At 71.0% G+C, this 20,568-nt stretch carries 18 protein-coding genes; 7 read left to right on the top strand and 11 right to left on the bottom strand.

All coding sequences use genetic code 11. From position 1 onward, the window contains the following. On the top strand, positions 1 to 2,547 hold a 2,547-nt coding region (locus tag VMR86_15385; GenBank protein ID HTO08428.1), incomplete at its 5' end, for a CusA/CzcA family heavy metal efflux RND transporter. Here the strand turns inward: VMR86_15385 and VMR86_15380 are convergent. The 7 genes from VMR86_15380 to VMR86_15350 all read right to left on the bottom strand — a co-directional run bounded on the left by VMR86_15380 (position 2,495) and on the right by VMR86_15350 (position 11,445). Continuing rightward, positions 2,495 to 4,270 carry a hypothetical protein gene (locus tag VMR86_15380; GenBank protein ID HTO08427.1) on the bottom strand — a complete coding sequence of 592 codons (1,776 nt, stop codon included), beginning with the start codon at positions 4,268 to 4,270 and terminating at the stop codon, positions 2,495 to 2,497. The genes VMR86_15385 and VMR86_15380 overlap by 53 nt on opposite strands. After that, positions 4,267 to 6,642 carry an adenylate/guanylate cyclase domain-containing protein gene (locus VMR86_15375; GenBank protein ID HTO08426.1) on the bottom strand — a complete coding sequence of 792 codons (2,376 nt, stop codon included), beginning with the start codon at positions 6,640 to 6,642 and terminating at the stop codon, positions 4,267 to 4,269. Before VMR86_15375 ends, VMR86_15380 begins: the two co-directional genes overlap by 4 nt. 15 nt (positions 6,643 to 6,657) lie before the next feature. Beyond that, positions 6,658 to 7,467, bottom strand: a complete 810-nt coding sequence (locus tag VMR86_15370; GenBank protein HTO08425.1) for a hypothetical protein — start codon at positions 7,465 to 7,467, stop codon at positions 6,658 to 6,660. Continuing rightward, entirely contained in the window at positions 7,457 to 8,956 is a 1,500-nt protein-coding gene (gene lnt / locus VMR86_15365) for an apolipoprotein N-acyltransferase (GenBank protein ID HTO08424.1), read from the bottom strand. The genes VMR86_15370 and lnt overlap by 11 nt, the downstream gene beginning before the upstream one ends. A 105-nt stretch (positions 8,957 to 9,061) precedes the next feature. Then, entirely contained in the window at positions 9,062 to 10,201 is a 1,140-nt protein-coding gene (locus VMR86_15360; GenBank protein HTO08423.1) for a thiolase, read from the bottom strand. Between the two features lie 2 nt (positions 10,202 to 10,203). Beyond that, positions 10,204 to 10,620, bottom strand: coding sequence for a Zn-ribbon domain-containing OB-fold protein (locus VMR86_15355; GenBank protein ID HTO08422.1), 417 nt, complete (start codon positions 10,618 to 10,620; stop codon positions 10,204 to 10,206). Positions 10,621 to 10,677: 57 nt separating this feature from the next. Further along, complete coding sequence (locus VMR86_15350) at positions 10,678 to 11,445, bottom strand: phytanoyl-CoA dioxygenase family protein (protein ID HTO08421.1); 768 nt, start codon at positions 11,443 to 11,445, stop codon at positions 10,678 to 10,680. A gap of 55 nt (positions 11,446 to 11,500) precedes the next feature. Between VMR86_15350 and VMR86_15345 the strand changes: the two genes are divergently transcribed. From VMR86_15345 to VMR86_15335, 3 genes are read left to right on the top strand one after another with little or no spacing between them, the layout of a single operon-like run. Then, positions 11,501 to 12,295, top strand: a complete 795-nt coding sequence (locus VMR86_15345) for a phytanoyl-CoA dioxygenase family protein (protein ID HTO08420.1) — start codon at positions 11,501 to 11,503, stop codon at positions 12,293 to 12,295. Then, on the top strand, positions 12,292 to 12,936 hold the full coding sequence (locus VMR86_15340; GenBank protein HTO08419.1) for a TetR/AcrR family transcriptional regulator: 645 nt from the start codon (positions 12,292 to 12,294) through the stop codon (positions 12,934 to 12,936). Before VMR86_15345 ends, VMR86_15340 begins: the two co-directional genes overlap by 4 nt. Continuing rightward, positions 12,933 to 14,594, top strand: coding sequence for a hypothetical protein (locus VMR86_15335; protein ID HTO08418.1), 1,662 nt, complete (start codon positions 12,933 to 12,935; stop codon positions 14,592 to 14,594). Before VMR86_15340 ends, VMR86_15335 begins: the two co-directional genes overlap by 4 nt. A gap of 3 nt (positions 14,595 to 14,597) precedes the next feature. Here the strand turns inward: VMR86_15335 and VMR86_15330 are convergent, their stop codons facing one another. From VMR86_15330 to VMR86_15320, 3 genes are read right to left on the bottom strand one after another with little or no spacing between them, the layout of a single operon-like run. Beyond that, entirely contained in the window at positions 14,598 to 15,527 is a 930-nt protein-coding gene (locus VMR86_15330) for an MBL fold metallo-hydrolase (GenBank protein ID HTO08417.1), read from the bottom strand. A gap of 33 nt (positions 15,528 to 15,560) precedes the next feature. Further along, the gene (locus VMR86_15325; protein ID HTO08416.1) at positions 15,561 to 16,964 is read right to left on the bottom strand and encodes a D-arabinono-1,4-lactone oxidase; all 1,404 of its coding nucleotides are present in this window, start codon (positions 16,962 to 16,964) and stop codon (positions 15,561 to 15,563) included. Continuing rightward, entirely contained in the window at positions 16,961 to 17,317 is a 357-nt protein-coding gene (locus VMR86_15320; GenBank protein HTO08415.1) for a c-type cytochrome, read from the bottom strand. Before VMR86_15320 ends, VMR86_15325 begins: the two co-directional genes overlap by 4 nt. 48 nt (positions 17,318 to 17,365) lie before the next feature. Between VMR86_15320 and VMR86_15315 the strand changes: the two genes are divergently transcribed. The 3 genes from VMR86_15315 (at position 17,366) to VMR86_15305 (ending at position 20,011) form a co-directional block, all read left to right on the top strand. Further along, positions 17,366 to 17,911 carry a hypothetical protein gene (locus VMR86_15315; protein ID HTO08414.1) on the top strand — a complete coding sequence of 182 codons (546 nt, stop codon included), beginning with the start codon at positions 17,366 to 17,368 and terminating at the stop codon, positions 17,909 to 17,911. A gap of 36 nt (positions 17,912 to 17,947) precedes the next feature. Then, positions 17,948 to 18,616 (top strand): DUF2461 domain-containing protein, encoded by a 669-nt coding sequence (locus tag VMR86_15310; GenBank protein HTO08413.1) that lies wholly within the window; start codon positions 17,948 to 17,950, stop codon positions 18,614 to 18,616. Between the two features lie 174 nt (positions 18,617 to 18,790). Next, on the top strand, positions 18,791 to 20,011 hold the full coding sequence (locus VMR86_15305; protein ID HTO08412.1) for a riboflavin synthase: 1,221 nt from the start codon (positions 18,791 to 18,793) through the stop codon (positions 20,009 to 20,011). Between the two features lie 62 nt (positions 20,012 to 20,073). Here the strand turns inward: VMR86_15305 and VMR86_15300 are convergent. Next, positions 20,074 to 20,568 (bottom strand): FtsX-like permease family protein (locus VMR86_15300; protein ID HTO08411.1); only part of this gene is annotated, 495 nt, incomplete at its 5' end.

Genomic DNA, 20,568 nt, shown 5'->3' with positions numbered 1-20,568 from the left:
GTCGCCGACGTGGTGAGTCAGGGCGGCTCGATCAAGCAGTACGAGGTGCACCCGGACATGGGGCGCCTGCGCGGCTACGGCATCACGCTCGAGCAGCTGCTCGGCGCGCTGCAGCGCAGCAACGCCAACGCCGGCGGCTCGTACGTGGAGCGTGGCTCACAGCAGTATCTGATCCGCGGCGTGGGCATGCTGCGCTCGATCGAGGACATCGAGCGCACCGTGGTCACCTCGCACGAGGGCACGCCGATCCTCGTGCGCGACGTGGCCGAGGTCGTGGTCGGCGCGGTGCCGCGCCAGGGCATCATGGGCCAGGACGACGACGACGACATCGTGAACGGGATCGTGCTCATGCGCAAAGGCGAGAACCCGTCGGTCGTGCTGCAGCACGTGAAGGAGCAGATGGAGCTGCTCAACACGAAGATCCTGCCCCAGGGCGTCGCGCTGGTGCCGTACTACGACCGCACGTGGCTGATCGACACCACGCTGCACACCGTGTTCCACAACCTCGCCGAAGGCGCGATGCTGGTCACGCTCGTGCTGTATCTGTTCCTGGGGAACTTCCGCGCCGCGGGCATCGTGGCGCTGATCATCCCGCTCGCGCTGCTCTCGACCTTCCTGGGACTCACCTGGCGCGGCATCCCCGCGAACCTCTTGTCGCTGGGCGCGATGGACTTCGGGATCATCGTCGACGGCGCGGTGATCGTGCTCGAGAACGTGTTCCGGAAGCTCTCCCTGCGCGGCGAGATGTCGGATGCCGAGAGACTCGACGTGGTGGAGCAGGGCGCCACCGAGGTGGGCCGGCCCACGTTCTTCTCCATGCTGATCATCATCGCCGCGCACCTGCCGATCTTCACGCTGCAGCGCCACGAGGGCCGCATCTTCGCGCCCATGGCCTGGACGGTGACCAGCGCGCTGGTCGGGTCTCTCCTGTTCTCGCTCACGCTGGTGCCGCTCTTGTGCGCCTGGCTCTTGCGCAGGAACCTCGCGCACGACGAGAACGCCCTGGTGCGCGCGTGTCACCGGGCCTACGCGCCCGTGCTCGCCTGGGCGCTCGCGCGCCGCAAGCTCGTGATCGCGCTGGCCGCGGGCGCGCTCGCGGCAAGCCTGCTCCTGGCCTCGCGGCTCGGCACCGAGTTCCTGCCCGAGCTGAACGAGGGCACGGTCTGGGTCAACGTGACTCTGCCGCCCGGCATCTCGCTGTCCGAGACCACCAAGCTGACTCACCAGATGCGCGACCTCTTGCGCAAGACGCCCGAGGTGCGCAGCACGATCTCGAAGGCCGGCCGCCCGGAAGACGGCACCGACCCCAAGCCGGTGAACATGCTCGAGATCTTCGTCGACCTGAAGGACTCGAGAGACTGGCGCCCGGGCATGAGCAAGGAAGACCTGCTGCACGAGATGGACAAGAACCTCTCGGTGCTGCCGGGCATCGAGGTCAGCTTCTCGCAGCCGATCCGCGACAACGTGCTGGAGAGCATCTCGCAGATCGACGGCCAGGTGGTCGTGAAGGTGTTCGGCGACGACGTCGAGAAGCTGCACAAGGATGCCGAGGCGATCGTGCACTCGGTGCGCGACGTGCGCGGCGTCGCGCGCGCCTTCATCGACCGCGCGGGCGAGGTGCCGCAGAAGGTGATCGAGGTCGACCGCGCCCGCGCCGGCCGCTACGGCCTCGACGTGCAGGACGTGCAGGACGTGATCGAGACGGCGCTCGGCGGCAAGGTCGCGACCCAGCTCTGGGAAGGCGAGAAACACTTCGGCGTCGCGCTGCGCCTGCGCGAGGACCAGCGCGACCTCGCGCGCCTGAAGGACGTGCTGGTCGATACGCCCAGCGGCGCGCGCGTGCCGCTCGAGGAAGTCTCGAACGCGCGCGAGACCGAGGGCGCCATGAACATCAGCCGCGAGAACGGCACGCGCGTGGCCGCGATCGGCGTGTTCATCGAGGGCCGCGACATGGGCAGCGTGGTCGCCGACATGCAGGAACGCGTGAAGGCGCTGAACCTGGCGCCTGGCACGCTCGTGACCTGGAGCGGTGAGTTCGAGAATCAGGAGCGCGCCATGCGCCGGCTGTCGGTGATCGTGCCGATCAGCGTGTTCATCATCTTCGCGCTGCTGTTCAATGCCTTCAACTCGGTGCGCTCGGCGCTGCTCATCCTGGGCAACGTGCCGTTCGCGCTGATCGGCGGCATCGTGGCGCTGTTCCTGACCGGGATCCCGCTCTCGGTCTCGGCCGCGATCGGCTTCATCGCGCTGTTCGGTCAGGCGGTGCTGAACGGCGTGGTCATGGTGAGCTGCTTGAACGACGAGCGCGCGGCCGGAAAGAGCGCGCACCAGGCGGTGCTGGCTGGCGCGCGCGTGCGGCTGCGCACCGTGCTGATGACCGCGCTGCTCGCCATGCTGGGTCTCCTGCCCATGGCGCTCTCGCACGGCATCGGCAGCGAGACCCAGCGCCCGCTCGCGGTGGTGATCATCGGCGGCCTGATCTCGGCGACGGCACTCACTCTGATCGTGCTGCCCGTCCTGTATCTCGTGGCGTCCGGCGAAGACTGAGCGCGAACGCCGCGGCCAGCGCGCCACACAGGGCCACGACCCAGGCGATCGGCAGAGCCGGGATCGGCGACGCCTGCGTGGTCACGTTCTGGAGCGTGCCCGTGGTCACGAACGACGCGCCCGTGGCGAAGCCGAAGATGCGCAGGCCCGCCAGCGTGGCGTTGCCGTTGATGGCCCCGGCGACTGCGCTCGCCAGCTGCGCGTTGCTCTGGCCGGTCTGGCGGTTCACCACCAGGGTCACGCCGCCGACCGTCACGCTGACCACCGCCGGCGTGCCGGCGATCGTGAAGGCGTGACTCGTGTCGGTGAGGTCGACGGGCTTCGCGAACACCACGTAGTTCGAGGTCGCGCTCGAGGGCAGGTTGCCGCCCAGCGCCACGGGGCCGGCCGCGAAGTCGCGCCGTTCGAGCCGGAACTCCTGCGTGCGGTCGGGGTCGGCCACGTCGAGGATCTCGCCCGTGGGCGTGAAGCCCGTGGCCAGCCACGGTGGCTCGCTGGCCGAACGCGTATCGAAGCCGACGAACACCGAAGCCGGCGCGCTCAGGGTGAACGACAGGTGCGGGTTCGCGCTCACCGACTTGTCGTCGTTCGCGGTCTTGATCCACTGCGAGCACTCGTAGGCCGCGGGGATGTCGACCAGCACGTGCTGGCCCGGCGTGGTGCGGTCGATGTAGTAGAAGTCACCGCCGCGCAGGTTCGCGGTCACGTAGGCCTTGCTGGTCGAGGTGGTGATTCCCGAGATCAGCGGCACCACGGACGGGCAGGCGCGCTCGCGCGCCACGACCAGCAGATAGGAGAACGACTCCTTGTGAGCGCCGGTGAAGGCGCCGTCTCCGAAGCCGGTGAGCGCGACCTTCCAGCTCCCGCCTTGCCCCGCGGGCACCGTGAACAGCAGGTTGGGCTGGAAGCCGGGCCCGCCGTCGTCGTTGCTGCCGCCGGCCGCCAGCGCGCCCGAAGGCGTGAACACGCCGAGCTGCGCGTCGTTGCGCTCGCCGTTCGCGACCTGGAACAGGCCCGGCTTCAGGTCGAAGACCGAGAGCGCGAGCCGGTCGCCCGCTTCCAGGTCGATCTTGAAGTAGTCCACGTCGTTGGGCGCGAGTGACCCGCCGATGACTCCCGCTTCGGCCGGCAGCGCGTTCGCCGTGGCCAGCGTGTTGTTGCTCTCGCTCTCGCTGAACGGCGGCGGGTTCGAAGGCGCGGCGACCACCAGCGTGTAGGGCACGAGGCCGCCGGTCGCCTCGGAGTGAGTCCCGTTCCAGGCGCTGTCGCCGAAGCCGCTCACGGCGATGCGCTGCGTGGCCGTGCTGGTGACCGGCATGGCCAGGCGCGAGAAGAAGCCGGGCCCGGAGTCGTCGTCGCTGGCCAGCGGAGTGGCGGGGCCCGTGGCCGCGAACACGCCGAGCTGTGAGTCGTTCTTCTCGCCCGCGGGCGTCTCGAACACGGCGGCGAGCAGGAGCTGGCCGGAGCTGAGCGAGAAGGCGTAGGCGTCGACGTCCTTCGCATCGAGGCTCCCGCGGATCAGCTTGGCGCGGCCGGGGAACGCGCTCGCGAACGACTGCAGGTTCCAGGGCACGGGCGCGGCCTGCGTGAGCGGGTCGTCCTCGGAGTTGTCGCCGTCCTTCGTGGGCCGGTCTTCGAACTCGGTGAAGCCCGCGGCGCTGGCGAGCGACGCGCAACACAGGACCGAAGCCAACAGGGCAAGCGGGATGCGAAACCGACTCACGTCGTCTCCTCCTGAGTGACTGGGGGGGCGAGATAGCCCGGCGGCGACCACGAGAACACGTCGATCAGCGCGCTGCGGCCGCGCACGCGTTGCGCGGGCTCGAGCCTGAAGTCCTCCGCGACGTCGCCCGCGGCCTTCTCGGTCTCCGCGTCGATCACCACCGCGGCGCCCAGGTCACGGGTCATGCGCTCGAGCCGCGCGGCCAGGTTGGTGGTGTTGCCCAGCGCGACCCAGATCGAGCGGTCGACGGCGCGCACGTTGCCCACGTAGCCGGGGCCGGTCGCGATGCCGATGCCGACGTGGAACTGGTGCGGGCGGCCGCGCGTGTCGCGCACCGCGAGCGAGGGCACCTGCAGCGCGATCGAGCGCGCCGCGCGCACCGCTGCGCGCTCCTTGTCGGCCAGCGCGCGCGGCGCGCCGAACACGGTCATGAGACCGTCGCCGTTGAACTCCACGACCGACCCGCCGCAGTCGGTCACGATGCGAGACACGGCCTCGGTGTAGGCATTCACCGCGCCGAAGATCGCCTCGGGCCGCTGCCCCTCCGAGAACGACGTGTAGCCGCGGATGTCGACGAACATGACGGTGACTTCGCGCTCGCCGGCCGGCAGCTCGGAGCCTTCGGCCAGCTCGCGCGCCACCGCGCCGGGCACGTACGCGCGCAGGCGCTCGACGAGCTGGTGGGTCTCGCGCGCCAGGTCCTCGCGGTCGAAGCGCAAGAGCTCGTCCGCCGCCTTGTCGGCCAGGCTCTGCAGCAGCGCGCGGTCGGTGGGCGTGAAGATGTCGCCCGAGCGTTTGCCACCGAGACACAGGATGGCCGCGAGCTCGCCGCGCGGCAGCACCGGCACCGCGAGCTCCACGCCCATCGCCACCAGCGCGGCGCGCTCGGTGGCGTCGTCCTCGGGCCAGGCTGCGGTGGGCTCGAGCGGCGAGCCGCGCGCCACGAGCGCCCGCGCGAGCGCGCCGTCCAGCGCGAACGCGGGAGTCACGGCCGGTCCACGCGCGACCACGGGCGAGAACTCCTGCTCGCCGCGCGCGTAGATCGCCGTGGTCATGAGCTTCAGGATCTCGCCCACGCGCTCGGCCAGGAGCGTGAGCACGTCGGCGGCTTTGGCCGTGCGGCCCAGCTCGAGCCGGAGCTGCTGCGCTTCGAGCGCGAGCAGGCGGCGCTCGGGATACACGCGCTCCTGCAGCACCCGATCCACCCGGCGCAGCGCGAGAAAGCCCGTGCCGCCGAGCACCAGCGAGAGCGCGGTCTGACTCACCTTGGGGTCGATCCAGCCCTGCGCGGCCGAGGCGACCGCGGGCACGGTCACCAGCCCGAAGCTGATCAGCCCGATTCCGATCAGCGGCGAGATCGCGGCCGAAGTCACCAGCCGGTCGATGTCGAGCAGGTTGTAGCGCGAGAAGGCGATGAACAGACACAGCGGCAGCACGATGGTCAGGCTGAGCGCGGCCTCGTACAGCCACATCGCTCCGGGCAGCACGATCGCCACGGATCCGGCCAGCAGTGCGGGCACCAGCCCGACCCACAGGCCCAGGAGCGCCCACTTGAGCTGGCGGCGACCGATCGGCCCGGACTCGCGCCAGCGCACCGTGATCACCCCCACGAACACGCCGATGAACAGCACCTGCAGCGCGAGCGCGGCCAGCCGGGAGGCGTCGGAGCCGACCGGCACGCCGAACGCCCAGCTGGTCACGATCGGCCCGTTCACGGCGAACAGCCACGGCCAGCGCGGCGTCGGCCGGCGCGGCGGCACCGCGTCCTCGGGCCAGACCAGGAGCGTGCGCAGCGCCAGCGGCATGAACAGCGTGGTCGAGACCGCAAACGAAGTGATGCCCAAGCGCGTGAACGGCGCAGCGGCGAAGAAGTAAGTCCAGTGGAAGGCGTAGGCGGTCATGCCGAAGTAGAACGAGCGGCCGATGCGCGAGCCGCGCGTGCGCCAGAAGGCCAGCGCGCCCAGCAGCGCGAACGCGGCCGCAGTCACGCTGTGCCGCCAGGGCTGCTCGATCGGCCGCAGCGGCAGGCTGGTCTGCTCCGAGTCACCGCCGCGGATGCGCTCGATCGCGACCGGACCCGGGCGCGCCTGCCCGTAGACTGCGGTCACGAAGTCGAGCGGGCTGGCGCCGTACAGAGTGACTCCGCCTGCGGAGGCGAGCGCGTCTCCGGGCGCGAGCCCGCCCGGCTCGGTCCCGGGCCAGAGCGAGCGCACGCTGGGCAGGGTCTCGGGGGAGGGAGCGGCGGCCACGTACACCGGGACCCAGGCCAGCCGGCCGTCGACGACCTGCGCCAGGTGGATCACGAAGCACACGCCCCACAGACCCGTGAGTGCGGCGAGCATCACGAGATCGGCGGCGCGCGGTCGGTGCACGGCGGCCTGCACCCGCTACGGACCGACCACCGCGATGTCGACCTTGAAGCGGCGCACGGTCGCGAGCGGGTCGGCCCCGGCGGAGTGATCCGAGAACACCGAGCTCCCGCACGGCGTCGGGTCGGTGCAGATCGGGACCTCGTCGATCCTGCCGACCACGATGCGCTGCGACGCGGTCTTGCCGATCACGGCCGCCACGGCCGACTCCGCGGCGCTCGGCAGGCCACCCCAGCGCAAGACGAGGTGGTTGCCGCCCAGTGACTTCTCGGAGATCGTGCTCTCGACGGCGGGCTCGTTCCAGCCGGCTTCGCCGTTCCAGCTGTCGATCGTCGGAAGACAGTCGAAGTTGTTGTTGGGATCGTCCGTGCAGAGCGCCCCGGCGGGGAGATGCGCGAAGGTCGAGGCGTAGGTGTACTTCTTGCCGTTCAGCGTGAACTCGAGCAGCAGGGTGAACAGAGCGTTGTTGCTCGACTCGCAGCTGCCGCGACTGGGCGCGTTCGGATCGGGGTTGGGGTTGGTGCAGCCCGGAAGCGACGTGCTCGTCCAGCCCTGGCCGGGCGTCTTGGTGTCCGCGATGATCGTGAGCAGGCCGCGTGCGGCCACGCGCACGTTGACGAAGCCGGTGCAGGTGCCGGTCGCGCACGGCGTCGAGTCACTGCAGGCCGCGCCCGGTGTGCTGCCGCCTTCGCAGACCCGGGGCGAGCCCGTGGTCCCGGCGAGAGTGGAGGTGCGCGCCTCGGGAGGGGGGCTCGAGGCTCGGGCCGGCGAGCCGGCGCACAGCGCCAGGAGAGGGAGCCAGGCGACGATCGCGTGTCTAGGTTTCATGAGTTTCTCCTCCACGGGGTGAGCGGCGGCGCACGAAGTGACTCGACGCGACGCCGGCGAGACAAAGGACGGCGACGCCCGCGTCGCCCAGATACTGGAAGGGAGTGACCGCGCGCGAGCGCTCGATCTCGGCCGAGATCACCTCCGGGCCCGAGCCCGCGCTGCGCGCGGTGATGCGCCCGTGCGGGTCGACGAAGGCGGTGATGCCGGTCGAGGTCGCGCGCACCAGCGCGCGCCGGTTCTCGATCGCGCGGAACGAGGCGGCGGCGAGCTGCTCCGAGAAGGGCTGCGGCGCGCCGAACCAGTAGTCGTTCGACGGGTTGGCGAGGATCTCGGCGCCCGCGCGCACCAGACCGCGCGCGACATCGGGATAGAGCGCCTCGGCGCACACGAAGGCGCCGACCCGCCCCGCGTGGGTGTCGAGCAGCCGCGGCTCGCGGCCCGGCGAGTACACGGCCGAGTCCGAGCGCAGGAAGCCGCCGAACGGCGCGTACTCCGAGAAGGGCACGAGCCGCTGCTTGTCGTAGCCGGGCGAGCCCACCGCGCCGGACCGGTCGATCACGAACACCGAGTTGAAGTACAGCGTGCGCTCGGCGGCGAACGCGTAGCGGCTTGCGCCGAGCACCACGTCGGCGCCCCCCGCGCGCACGCCCTGCACCAGGCGCGCGCGCTCCGGCGTGTCCTCGGCCAGATAGAAGTCCACCGCGAACTCGGGCCAGAACACGAGCTCCGGCGCGCCGCGCGCGGCCTCGCCGTTCAGCTCGAGATAGCGAGTCAGGTTGGCCGCGCGCTGCGACCGGTCCCAGTGCACGCCGCGCTCCACCGCACCCTGCACCGCAGCCACGCGCAGCGGCTGGCCGTCGCCGAAGTGCTCGGTGAGTCGCAGTGCGCCGTAGCCCGCGACCGCGAGCACGAGCAGCGCCGTCGCCAGCGCCGCACGTCCCGGGCGGCCGCGCGCGAGCTCGGGGAACAACGCGGCCCCGATGGCCGCATTCACGGCCGCGACCAGCGCGCCCAGACCGAGCGGTCCGGCCAGGTCCGCGGCCTGCGCGAAGATCGACCCGTGGAGTGAGTAGCCGATCAGACCGTACGGATTGGAGAGCGGGCCGTGACTGCGCAGGAACTCGCCGAGTGCGAAGGCCACGCCGACCGCGAAGGGCGTGACTCCGCCGCGCCGTGCGCTCCAGGCCAGCCAGGCGCCGAAGAACGCGTTCGGAACGCCGTCGGCGGTTGCGCCCACCGCAAGCAGCGCCAGCCAGGCCGCCGGCGCGGGCACGTCGAAGTAGCGCTGCAGCATGCCCGGGAACCACCAGGCCACGGCGACGGTGCCGGCCAGGCCGAACAAGAGCCCCAGGCCCGCTGCGCGCGCCGGCGTCGTCGAAACACAGGCGAAGAGCAGAGGACAGAGCGCGATCCAGGCCAGGGGACCGCCACCGTGCGCGGGGCTCGCCGCGCCGTACAGGGCCGCGGACAGCAGGACGAGAGACACTCGGGCAAACATCGATCGCAGCAATCCAAGTAGGAAGCCAAGCGCCATGGTACACAGCCGCGACTTTCGCTGCTGTGAAGCGCGCCACTCACTGGGCGGACTGACTCAGCCGGGGGCGTCCGCCAGGATCACCGTTCCGGCGGCCGCGAACATGCCGCCGACGCCGTGCGCGACCGAGATGCGCACCCCGGGGACCTGCGCCGGCGCCGTGCCGCGCACCTGCCGCACGCTCTCCTGCAGCGCGAACATGCCGTACATGCCCGTGTGCGTGTAGGAGAGGCCGCCGCCGTTGGTGTTGAGCGGCAGCTTTCCGCCCGGCGCCGTGTTGCGCTCCCAGATGAAGCGCCCGGCCTCGCCGCGCTTCAGGAAGCCGAGGTCCTCGAGGCCGTAGATCGGCAGGTGCGCGAACGCGTCGTAGATCATCAGGTGGTCGACGTCGGCCGGCGAGACGCGCGCCTCGGCGAAAGCCGACCGGCCCGAGACGCGAAACGCGCGCGAAGTGGTGAAGTCCTCCATCTGCGAGAGCATGGGCGTCTCGCTGCTCTCGCCGGTGCCGAGCACGTACACGGGCTTGTTCGGGAAGTCGCGCGCCCGCTCGGCCGCGGTCAGCACGAGCGCGCCGCCGCCGTCGGTCACGAGACAGCACTCGAGCAGGTGGAACGGGTAGGCGATCATGCGCGAGCGCAGCACGTCGTCGACCGTGATCGGGTCGCGGTGCATCGCGCGCGGATTGCGCGCCGCCCACTCGCGCTGCACCACCGCGACCATGGCGAGCTCTTCGTGGCTGAGTCCGAACTCCTTCATGTAGCGCAGCGTCGGGATGGTGAAGATCGTGGGCGGGCCCGCCACGCCGTACGGCGCCTCGAACTGCCCGCTCAACGACGACGCACCGCCGGGCCGGCCGCCCACGCCCACGCGCGAGCGCCCGCTCTGCCCGTGGGTGATCAGCACGGTCGTGCAGTGACCCGCGGCGATCGCCGCGGCGGCGTGGCGCACGTGGATCATGAACGAGCAGCCGCCCACCTGGGTGCCGTCGACCCAGCTGGGCACGATCCCGAGATAGTGCGCGATCGCCACCGGTGACTCGCCGGCAGTCGCCACGCCGTCCACGTCTTTCGGCCCGAGGCCGCAGTCGGCGAGCGCGTTGCGCGCCGCGTCGGCGTGCAGCTCGATCTGCGACACGTTCGGGATCTCGCCCAGCTCGCTGGTCTCGGCGGCGCCGACGATCGCGACCTTGCCGCGCACGCTCACGGACGCGCTCCCGCGGGCCGGAACACGGGCAGCGAGATCTCGTCGTCGAGCTTGTGGAAGGTCAGCTCGAGCGGCATGTCGAGCTCGAGCGCCTCGGGCGTCTGCGGCACGCCGACCAGGTTGGTCATCATGCGCGGACCCTCTGCGAGCGTCACGACCGCGATCGCGTACGGCGGCTCGAAGCCGGGCATGGGCCGGTGGTGGATCACGTAGCTGTAGAGCGACGCTCGGCCGCTCGCGCGAAACACTTCGGTGTCGCCGCTCGCGCAGTGCGGGCAGAACGGGCGCGGAGGGAAGTAGGCCTGGCTGCAGGATCGGCAGCGCTGCAGGCGCAGCTCGCCGGCGCGCGCGCCTTCCCAGTAGTGGCGTGTCTCCGGCGTCGGAACGGGCTTGGGACGGCGAGGCTCGGGCAAGGGGTCCTCCGGGCCCGACAGCCTAAAGGAAATCCCCCTGACTTACCGGACGGGGAGCTAGCGCACCGGCGGCTTGATGCGCTGACCCGTGATCTGATTCACGTAGATCTTCCAGGGGTAGTGGTCGCCCTCGCCCTTGGAGCCCACCACGCGGAAGTGCTGCGAGAGCGCGCGGCGCCAGCGCGGCGACGCGTTGGGCGTGGTCATGTGCGGCATCTTCCCGTGATGGAAGGTGACGTCTCCGAGACGAATCGGCGCGGGCAGGGCCTGCGCCTCGTCGACCTCGCAGTAGAGCAGGTCACTCTGCACGCCCTCGACCGGCTTGTGCACGAGCACGCCCTTCTTGTGCGCGCCGGGCACGAAGTGCATGCAGCCGTTCTCGACGTTCACGTCGTGGAACGGCATCCAGCAGGTGATGCCGCGCTCGTCGAGGTTGCGGCCCCAGTAGCCTTCGTCCTGGTGCCAGGGCGTGCGCGCGCCTTCGCGCGGCGGCTTGGCGAGAAACTGATCGTACCAGAACTCGACCGGCTGCCCGATCAGCGCCGATGCGAACTCGGTCGACCAGACGCGGAAGCGCTCGCTCGCGAGCTCGTTCTTGTGCAGGAGGCTCGGGCTGGTCTGCACGATCTTGAACGCGCGCTGCGCCTTGTCGGTGCCCGCCTCCCAGGCCCAGTCGAAGGCCACGCGCTCCTTGTTGGCGAGTAACTCGTCGCAGATGCCCTGCAGCCGCTCGAGGTCCTTGGGCTCGACGGCGTCGCGGACCACGAGGAATCCGTCGCGCCGGAAGCCGTCGATCTGCCCGGCCGAGGCCTGGGGATAGCTCATCGCGTGCCTCCAGAATCAAATTGACTGAAACGAACAAATCAGTCAAGTTGGCGCCATGCACGGCAGCCAGCGCCTCGACGCCCGAGAGCTCGACCGGCTCCACAAGGACGGCTACGTGGTGCGCGAGCGCGCCTTCGGGCCCGATGACCTGGCGCGCCTGCGCGGCGACTGCGAAGCGATGGTCCGGCGAGTCACCGAGCGCAGCGTCGGCCGCCGCAAGCACGCGGTCGGCAGCTACATGTTCCAGCTCGAGCGCGGCCTGGTCACGATGGTGAAGTGGGAGCCCGCGTTCCCCGACGTGGTGCAAGGGGTCGAGCCCTTCGCGCACTTCGACCAGGCGCTCTGCGCCTGGGCCGCGGACCCGCGCTTCGTCGAGCCGATGAAGGACGTGGTCGGCGCGGAAGAGATCGAGCTCTTCACCGAGAAGCTGAACGTGAAGCGCGGGCGCACCGGCGGGCCGATCGTGCTGCACCAGGACTACCCGTACTGGACCGAGAACTCCGACGGCGCGGGCGACATCGCCACCGCGATCGTGTTCCTCGACGACTGCACGCGCCAGAACGGCTGTCTCGAGGTCGCGCCCGGCAGTCACACGGGCGGCGTGCGCGCGCGGCGCCAGGTGGAGGGCTTCGGCAGCATGGAGATGGACCAGAGCGAGTTCGACGAGTCACGGCTGGTCGCGCTCGAGTGTCCCGCGGGCACCGTCGTGTTCTTCGGCTCGCTGCTCGTCCACCGGTCACTCTACAACCACTCCGACCAGGACCGGCGCGCGCTGCTCTACAGCTACCAGCCCGCGGGCCGGCGCAAGGCGATCGAGGGCTTCCAGAAGCTCGTGGGCGGCCGGTCGTGAGAGCGCGGCGCGGCGAGGCCACCGGCGAGCGGGCGGCGGGCCGGCAGCGGCGGCACGAGCGCATCCTGGGCGCGGCCGAGGAGCTGTTCGCCGCGCACGGCTTCGCCAAGACCACGGTCGACGAGATCGCGGTCGCGGCCGGTGTCTCGAAGGGGCTGGTGTACGACCACTACCCGTCGAAGGAGGCGCTGCTCGGGGCGGTCTGGGACCGGCTGGTGGCGGCCTGGACCGAGGCCGTGCGCACGAGCAAGTTCCCCGACGGCTCGATCGCCGACGCGATCGGCGAGCTGTTGCGCATCTCGCTCGAGTACGTGCGCGACAATCCGCTGCTGCGCCGCATCATCGCGCTCGATCCGGGCGCGCTGATCCCCGGCGGCCGCGACAGCCAGGTCGCGTTCGCGCGCATGTACCGCGCGTCGCTCGAGCCGATCCTGGCGCGCGGGGTGAAGCGCGGCGAGCTGCGCCGCGACCTCGACGTGACTCATACGGTCGAGGTGATCTGGCTCCTGCACTTCACGCTCACCCGCGAGCTGTTCGTCGGTCCCAACCGTGTCTGGCGCGCGGACGCGGAGGAGCTCCTGCGCAGCGGGGTCGACCTGGTGGTGGCGGGCCTGCGCGCGCCCGCGGGGAGGCGAAAGTGACTCGCATGGCGTTCCTGGTGGCTGCGGCGCTCGCCGCAGCGGGCGCGGCACGCGCTCAAGTGACTTCTCCGGTGGTCTCGCCGCCGCAGATCCTGGGCGCGCTCGTCGGACCGGCCGCCAACAAGGTGCAGCCCGACCTCGCCTTCTTCGGCACCGACCTGGGCTGGACGGTGCTGCACCAGGGCGAGCTGCGCATCCTGTTCGGCGACACCGACTCGACCTTCGACCACGTCTGCCACGGCCAGCTCCACAACGACGACTCGGAAGGCGCACTGCCGCTCGCGCGGCCCGCCACGGGCGTTCCGGGAGTCACTTTCCAGACCGACCCGAACGACCCGAACGCCCTGCAGCACCTGTTCGTGTACCGCAACGGCGAGTCACTGCAGATGGGCTACGGCCAGGTGCCGGTCTCCGCCTACAGCGATGGCCAGAGCCTGGTCGGCATCATGGGGCGCGGAGGCACGATCCGCTGCACGCCGGGCGCGGCGACCCCGATCGCCGCCTGCCGCGGGTCACTCGACGATCACCCCGTCATGGCGAACTGGGCGACCGCGGACGGCCTGCGCTGCACGCAGACGCTGGGCGAGTGCGTGCCCGCGCCCAACGACATCCCGACCGCGTGCATCCTCGCGACCGGCGTGGGCTGCAATGCGTTCCTGGGCGAGACCTGTCAGCCGACGCCGAACGGGCTTTGCGCCGACCCGACGAGCTCGCAGAACGACGGCACGCCCTCGTCCGAGGTCTACACCGCCGGCAACGAGATGGAGTTCGCGAGCGAAGACCCGAACGCACGCGGCCAGTACACCTCGCGCGCGACGCTGCGCACCAACAAGTTCGTCAACACCACCGCGCGCACCGTGCGGCGCTTCACCTATCTCCCGATCGGCAACGACTACGCCCCGGGCAACGGCGCGCTCCTGGTCTGGGGCCGGCCCGGCTTCGCCGCCGAGCAGGGCCGCCAGGCGCAGATCTATCTCATGGTGCACGCGCTGCCGATCGAGACCGCGTCGAACGGGCGCTGGCTGTTCCATCCGTACTTCTACTCGGGCACGGACCCCAACGGCCTCCCGTACTGGTCGGCGCGCCAGCAGGACGCGCAGCCGCTCGCGCTCGACGGCCTCGTCGGCGGCAGCCCGCGCGAGGAGCAGCCGCTGGTGAATCAGTTCACCGTGAGCTGGGTCGGCGGGCGAATCAACAAGTGGGTCATGCTCTACGCCGGCAACATCGGCGACTATCTCCTGCTCGACCCCGCGCACGACCGGCCGGGCGCCGGCCCGGGCTCGGTGCGCATCCGCTTCGCCGACCACCCTTGGGGGCCGTGGACCCCCGCGCAGCCGCACCTGCTCGAAGGCACGGCCAGCCAGATCGGGTCACCGCTGGGGCCGGGCGGGGTGCTGTTCAGCCCGTCCTGCGTGAGTCAGCCGGGTCTCCTGTGCGCGCCCAGTGACCTCGTGCGCCCGATCGACTTCTACGTCGCCGGCTGCCCGCACGTGGGCATGACCTTCGACCAAGGCTTCTTCTACGGCTCCAACATCATCGACGCCTACCACCGCTCCGACGGCGCGGGCGGCATGAATGTCTTCTGGAACGTCTCGACCTGGAACCCCTACGGCGTGCTGTTCCTGAAGACCAATCTGAAGCCGCCACCCGCCCCCTGACTCTCAGAACTCGAAGCGATCGCCGAGCAGGCCCGACTTGATCAGCTGGCCGCGCTGGTCGAGGTCGTGCGAGACCACGATCTGCACGCCGGGCTGGGTCTGGGCCAGGTCGTGCAGGGTGCGGAGCTGGTTCAGCACCTGCTCGCGGTTCTCGTGCAGGAAGTAGTCGGTCACCAGCCGCGGCCGGTACCAGAGCTCGCGGATCTGGTCCATGTGCCAGGCCACGTCGCCCACGAACAGGAGCTCCTTGCCGCTAGCGAGCTTCACGTAGACGATCTGACTCCCGGGCGTGTGGCCCGGCGCCTTCACCAGCACCATGCCGGGCGCCGCCGCGTAGTACTTGTCGTACTCGAGCGGAGTCAGCGCCTTCTGGAGTGACTCGGGCACCTTGGCCGCGGCCATCATGCCGGCGTTGCCGAGCTGCTCCTTGGTGAGCATGAGCCTTCCGACCAGGTCGCGCGGGTTGTTGTAGAGGGCGATGCCGCCGATGTGGTCCGGGTGCTCGTGGGTGATCACGATGACTTTCGCCGCGGCCAGCCCATGCAGGAGCACCGCGAACGCGCTCTCGTCGAAGGCCGCGGTCGGGTTCATCACGTGCATCATGTCGGCGCTGAAGGCCGAGTCGATCATCGCGAAGGTCTTGTCCGGGTACACGACCTGGTACGCGCCGTGACTCATGGGCTGCTGCGCGCGCAACGACTCGCCCGCGAACACGGCGCCCTTGGGCAGGCTGCCCACGGCCACCTGCTGGTGATTCACGCGCGTGGGCAGGTCACCGGGCATGCTCGTGGCGAGCCGTCGCAGCTCGTCGAAGTCGAGCGCGTAGTCACTCTTCTCCGGGACCGGCGTGCGGCCCAGCAGGTAGCGCGCGGCCCCGAAGCCCAGGAGCGCGAGCAGGGCCAGCACGATCAAGAGAATGCGGACGAAGCGCATGGGTTCCTCCCTCGCGAAGCGCGCAGGATATTCCTAGACGCCGAGAGTCTGCGCTAGATGCGCGTTCAACAGTCTCCCGGACGGATCGAGTGAGCGCCGCACGCGCTGGAAGTCGGACCAGTGCGGATACAGGCCTGCGAGCCGCGCCGCGTCCAGCGAGTGGAGCTTCCCCCAGTGAGGCCGGCCCTCGTATCTCCAGAAGATCGGCTCGATCGCCGCGAAGTAGGGTCGGTAGTCCTCGTCCGCGAACTGGTGGATCGAGATCGAGAAGCCGGGCCGCCCCGAGAACATGCTGAGCCAGACGTCGTCGGCGCGCACGAAGCGGCACTCGATCGGGAAGCACACCGGCAGGTCGCGCGCGCGGATCTCCGCCAGCACCGCCCGCAGACACTCGGGCCCGGCCTCCGCCGGCATCGTGTACTCCATCTCGTTGAAGCGCACGGTGCGCGGGTGCGCCAGCACCTCGTGTGACTGGCCGGCGCGCGCGGTCGCGGGCTGCATGCCCAGGAAGGTGTCGTACAGCCAGCTGCCACCGGGCAGCGGCCGCGTCCAGCGGAACAGCGTGCGCAAGAGCAGGATCGCCTCCGGGTCGTCCTCGCCGGCGGAGGCGGGCGGCGCGCCCGAGCCGTCGTCGGGGTCGGTCGCGATCGCGAGCGCCACGTCGGCGTGCGGGAAGGCGTAGAACTCGAAGTGCGGGTGGGCGTCGCGCTCCCGCGCCAGGTCGGCCAGGACTGACTCGAGCGGCACGAAGCGCGAGCGCTCGACCAGCCGGAATGCCTCGCGGTTGGAGAGCCGGACGCGGGTCACCACGCCGAGCGCGCCCAGCGAGGTGCGCGCCGCGTGGAAGACCTCGGCGTTGCGCTGCGCGTCGCACTCCAGCACCTCGCCGGCCGGGGTCACGAGCGCGAGGCCGGTCACGTACGATGAGAGCGACCCGAGCCCCGCGCCCGTGCCGTGGGTCGAGGTCGCCAGCGCCCCGCCCAGAGTCTGGTAGTCGATGTCGGGCTGGTTCGGCAGCGCCTGGCCCAGGGCCGCCAGCGCGGGCCCGAGCTGCCACAGGCGCGTGCCGGCCCAGACCTCGGCCGTTTTCGCCGCCGCGTCCTGGCCGATCACGCCCTGCAGGCGGTCCAGGAACACCAGTGACTCGTCGCAGGGCACCAGAGCGCTGAACGAGTGACCCGCGCCGGCGGGCCGCAGCGCGCCGCCCGCGCGCAAGAGCGCCGCGACTTCGGCCTCGTCGCCGGGCACGAGGCGCGCCTTGGGCAGGCAGCGCACGGCCCCCGACCAGTTGCGCCACGGGAGCGGCGCGCCCGGCGTCCACTCCGGCAGGGCTGCCGCGGGTCCGGTGGACGAGCGCTCGCACGCGGCCAGCCCGGCCGCGCCCGCTCCGGCGGCCAGCGCCGCGCGCAAGAGCTCGCGGCGCGTCAGCCCCTTCACTGTGCGCCCTCCTCGAGTCCCGCGACGTACGCCACGAGCGCCCGCAGATCGGCCTCCGAGCACGCGCCGCACGCGCCCAGCGGCGGCATTCCGCGGTAGCCGTTCACGGTGTGCGCGAGCAGCACGCCGAAGCCCTGCGCGCGCCGCGCCGTCCAGGCGGCGGCGTCGCCCGCCGCCGGTGCGCCGGTGCCGGCGCGCGCATGGCACTCCGCGCAAGCTGACTGGTAGGTAAGCGCGCGCGCGGGCGAGAGCTGCGCCGCGACTGCCGGCTCGGCGCGCTCTGCGCGCGTGCAGCCGACGAGAAAGATGAGAAGCACGTAGCGCAGGCCGCGCCGCTCAAGGGTTCCCGTCACGATCCCGATTTTGAACTCCTAGGCGAATTCCGCCGGCGGGAGAAGCAGTTGGCAAGGGCCAAGGGCACGGTAGTGGTCGGGCTGGTTCGAGCGCTTCGCAAGAACAAGGAGAAGTCCCGACAGCTCCTGCCCGCAAACCTTCATCACTACCTCCAGGAGCGCATCGTCGTCGCCTCGTGGTACCCGCTCGACGACTACATCACGCTGCTGCGCACGGTCGGCAAGATCCTCGGCAAGGGCGCCACCGAGACCTACGTCGAGATGGGCCGCGTCGCCGCAAAAGATCACATGGAAGGCACGTACAGCCGGCTGAAGAAGAGCGTGAATCGCCAGGCCGCGTTCACGCTGCTCTCCTCCATGTACGACACCGGCGAGATGCGCGTGATCGACCGCGCGCCGGGCCGGGCGCTGCTCGAGTGGGCAGGCTTCGCCCAGCCGACGCGCGAAGTGTGTGAGACGTTCACCGGCTACCAGCTCCAGCGCATGGAGGCCCAGGGCTTCGAGGAGGTGCACGTGCGCCACACCAAGTGCCGCGCCGAGGGCGCGCAGTGCTGCCGCTGGGAGATCGCCTGGAAGGGCCGCGCGATGCTCTGAGCATCGGACGGTGGGCGGGCATGCGAGAATCCGTGCATGCCGGCCCCTGTCAGCTCCGCGGACCGGATCCCGCTCGGCGCGTTCGCCTTCCTGCGCGAGCTTTCGCGCAACAACCGCCGCGAGTGGTTCGCTGCGAACAAGCCGCGCTACTTGGCGGAGCTGCGCGACCCGGTGCTCGCGTTCATCGCCGCCTTCGAGCCGCGGCTGGCGAAGCTCAGCAAGTTTTTGGTGGCCGACGCCGGCTCCATGTTCCGCATCTACCGCGACACGCGCTTCGCGAAGGACAAGAGCCCGTACAAGACCGCACAGGGCATCTGGTTCACGCACGCCGAGGGCCGTGACTCGCCGGCACCGGGCTTCTACCTGCACCTGGCGCCGGGCGACGTGTTCATGGGCGCGGGCATCTGGCGCGCCGAGCCCGACGCGCTGGCGCAGGTGCGCGCCGCGATCGCCGCGCAGCCGGCGCGCTGGAAGCGCGTGCGCGGCAAGCTCGACGCCGGCGAGACACTCGCGCGGCCGCCGCGCGGCTTCGACCCGGAGCACCCGTGCATCGAGGACTTGAAGCGCAAGCAGTTCACCGTGAGTCACCGGTTCAAGGAGGCCGACGCCACCCGGGCCGGCTTCATCGACCGCTACGCGGCGGCCTGCCGCGGCGCGGTCCCGCTCGTGCGTTTCCTCACGGAGGCCGTGGGCCGGCCCTGGTGACTGCGCCGGCCGGTGTATAATGCCGGAGGTGCAATTCCAGGTGCGGCGGCGATGGCCCGCCGGCTTCCCCGCCGGGGAAGCGATCCGGTGGAACTCCGGAGCCACGCGGTAGACCCCGCGCGAGAGGACCGTGGACGTCCTCCCTTCTTCCAAACCACACCGAAGGAGGTCTTCATGTATCGCGGGTTCATTCGTGAAGTGGGTCGGGTCGTGGCCGCGGGTCCGGACGGGCTGCGCGTGCGCGCGCCCAAGGCCTGCCCGGAGCTCGAGCCGGGCGGCTCGGTCTGCGTGGCTGGCGTCTGCGTCTCGGCGGTCGAGGTCGACGGCGGCGAGTTCCGCGCCGAGCTGTCGAGCGAGACACGGCGCCGCTCGACGCTGGCCGACCTCCAAGCCGGCGCGGCGGTCAACGTCGAGACGCCGGTGCGCGTGGGCGACGCGATCGAGGGTCACCTCGTGCAGGGGCACGTCGACGCGATCGCGAAGGTGCTGCGGGTCGACGCCGAGGACAGCGGCCGGCGCGTCTGGCTGCGCCCGCCCGCGCGCTTCCTCGAGTCACTCGTGCCCAAAGGCTCGGTCACCGTCGACGGAGTGAGTCTCACGGTCGCCGACGTGCAGCGCGACCGCTTCGCGGTGGCGCTCGTGCCGCTCACCATCGCCTCGACCACGCTCGGCGGTCTTTTGGCCGGCGACCGCGTGAACCTGGAAGGCGACCTGCTCGACCGCCTGGCCGAACGCTGGGAGGGTCGCACACGCGCGGCGCTCACGCGCGCCGTGGCGGCCATGCCATGGAAGGGCTGGGTGAGTGGCCGGCTGGGCGTGGAGAAGGTCGTGGCGCAGATCGCCGCCGGCGGCTGCGCCGTGGTCTACGATCCCGCGCGCGAAGGCGAGGGCGACGTGATCGCGGCCGGCGCCGCGCTGCGACCGCAGACGTTCGCGTTCCTGCTGACCCAGGCCTGCGGACACACCACCGTGCCGTGCGAGCGCGCCGTGCTCGACCGGCTCGAAATCCCGGCAATCGCCGGTGGCGGCGACCGCCACGGCACCGCGATGCACGTGCCGATCGACCTGGCGTCGGCAGCGGGCAGCGGTGTCTCGGCCGCGGAGCGCGCCGCCACGGTGCGCCGCCTCGCTGACCCCGACGCACGGCCCGAAGACTTCCTGCGCCCGGGCCACGTGTTTCCGCTCGCGGCGCGGCCCGGCGGGCTGCGGGAGCGCGCGGGTCACACCGAGGCCACGGTCGCCCTGTGTCGCGCGGCAAAGCTCGCCCCCGTGGGCGTGTGCTGCGAGATCATGTCACCCGACGGCGCGATGTCCGGCCCCGCCGAGCTGGAGCGCTTCGCGCTGCACTGGGGCCTCCCGCTGTGCGAGATCTCGCTCCTGGCCGAGTTCCTCTGAGCGACCCCGCAAGCGGCAGCGCCGCGCGCAGTGAGCCGGAGGCGAACGGAGCAAGCCGCGCGTCACTCGTGGCGCAGGGCTTCGATCGGATCCAGGCGCGCGGCTTGTCGGGCCGGAAAGAACCCGAAGACCACGCCGACGGCGGCGGAGAAGAGGAAGGCCATCGTGACCACGCCGGGCTGGAACACGAAGGGCGCGCCGATCGCGTTGGTTCCGGCCAGTGCGGCGAGCAGGCCGATCACGATGCCCACGATCCCACCGACCGAGGAGAGCACCACGGCTTCGACCAGGAACTGAGTCAGCACCTCGCGCTCGAGCGCGCCGATCGCCAGGCGGATGCCGATCTCGCGCGTCCGCTCGGTGACCGAGACCAGCATGATGTTCATGATGCCGATGCCGCCGACCAGCATGCTCACCGCCGCGACGGCGCCGAGCAGCGAGGTCATGACCTTGGTGGTCGAAGTGAGCGCGCTCGCGATCTCCTTCATGTCGCGGATCGAGAAATCGTCGTCGCCGGTCGAGCTGTGGCGCTTCTCGTGCAGGAAGCGCTGCAGGTC

The sequence above is a fragment of the Myxococcota bacterium genome (genome assembly GCA_035498015.1).
Lineage (GTDB): Bacteria > Myxococcota_A > UBA9160 > SZUA-336 > SZUA-336 > VGRW01.
Note: the sequence above shows the minus strand (reverse complement) of the source record. Positions and strands in the feature narration are given on the sequence as shown.

What these genes read in the sequence shown, in the direction of transcription:
- VMR86_15370 (HTO08425.1), bottom strand. Translation starts at nt 7,467, where the DNA reads ATGAAACCTAGACACGCGATCGTCGCCTGGCTCCCTCTCCTGGCGCTG.
- VMR86_15350 (HTO08421.1), bottom strand. Translation starts at nt 11,445, where the DNA reads ATGAGCTATCCCCAGGCCTCGGCCGGGCAGATCGACGGCTTCCGGCGC.
- VMR86_15345 (HTO08420.1), top strand. Translation starts at nt 11,501, where the DNA reads ATGCACGGCAGCCAGCGCCTCGACGCCCGAGAGCTCGACCGGCTCCAC.
- VMR86_15330 (HTO08417.1), bottom strand. Translation starts at nt 15,527, where the DNA reads ATGCGCTTCGTCCGCATTCTCTTGATCGTGCTGGCCCTGCTCGCGCTC.
- VMR86_15310 (HTO08413.1), top strand. Translation starts at nt 17,948, where the DNA reads ATGCCGGCCCCTGTCAGCTCCGCGGACCGGATCCCGCTCGGCGCGTTC.
- VMR86_15305 (HTO08412.1), top strand. Translation starts at nt 18,791, where the DNA reads ATGTATCGCGGGTTCATTCGTGAAGTGGGTCGGGTCGTGGCCGCGGGT.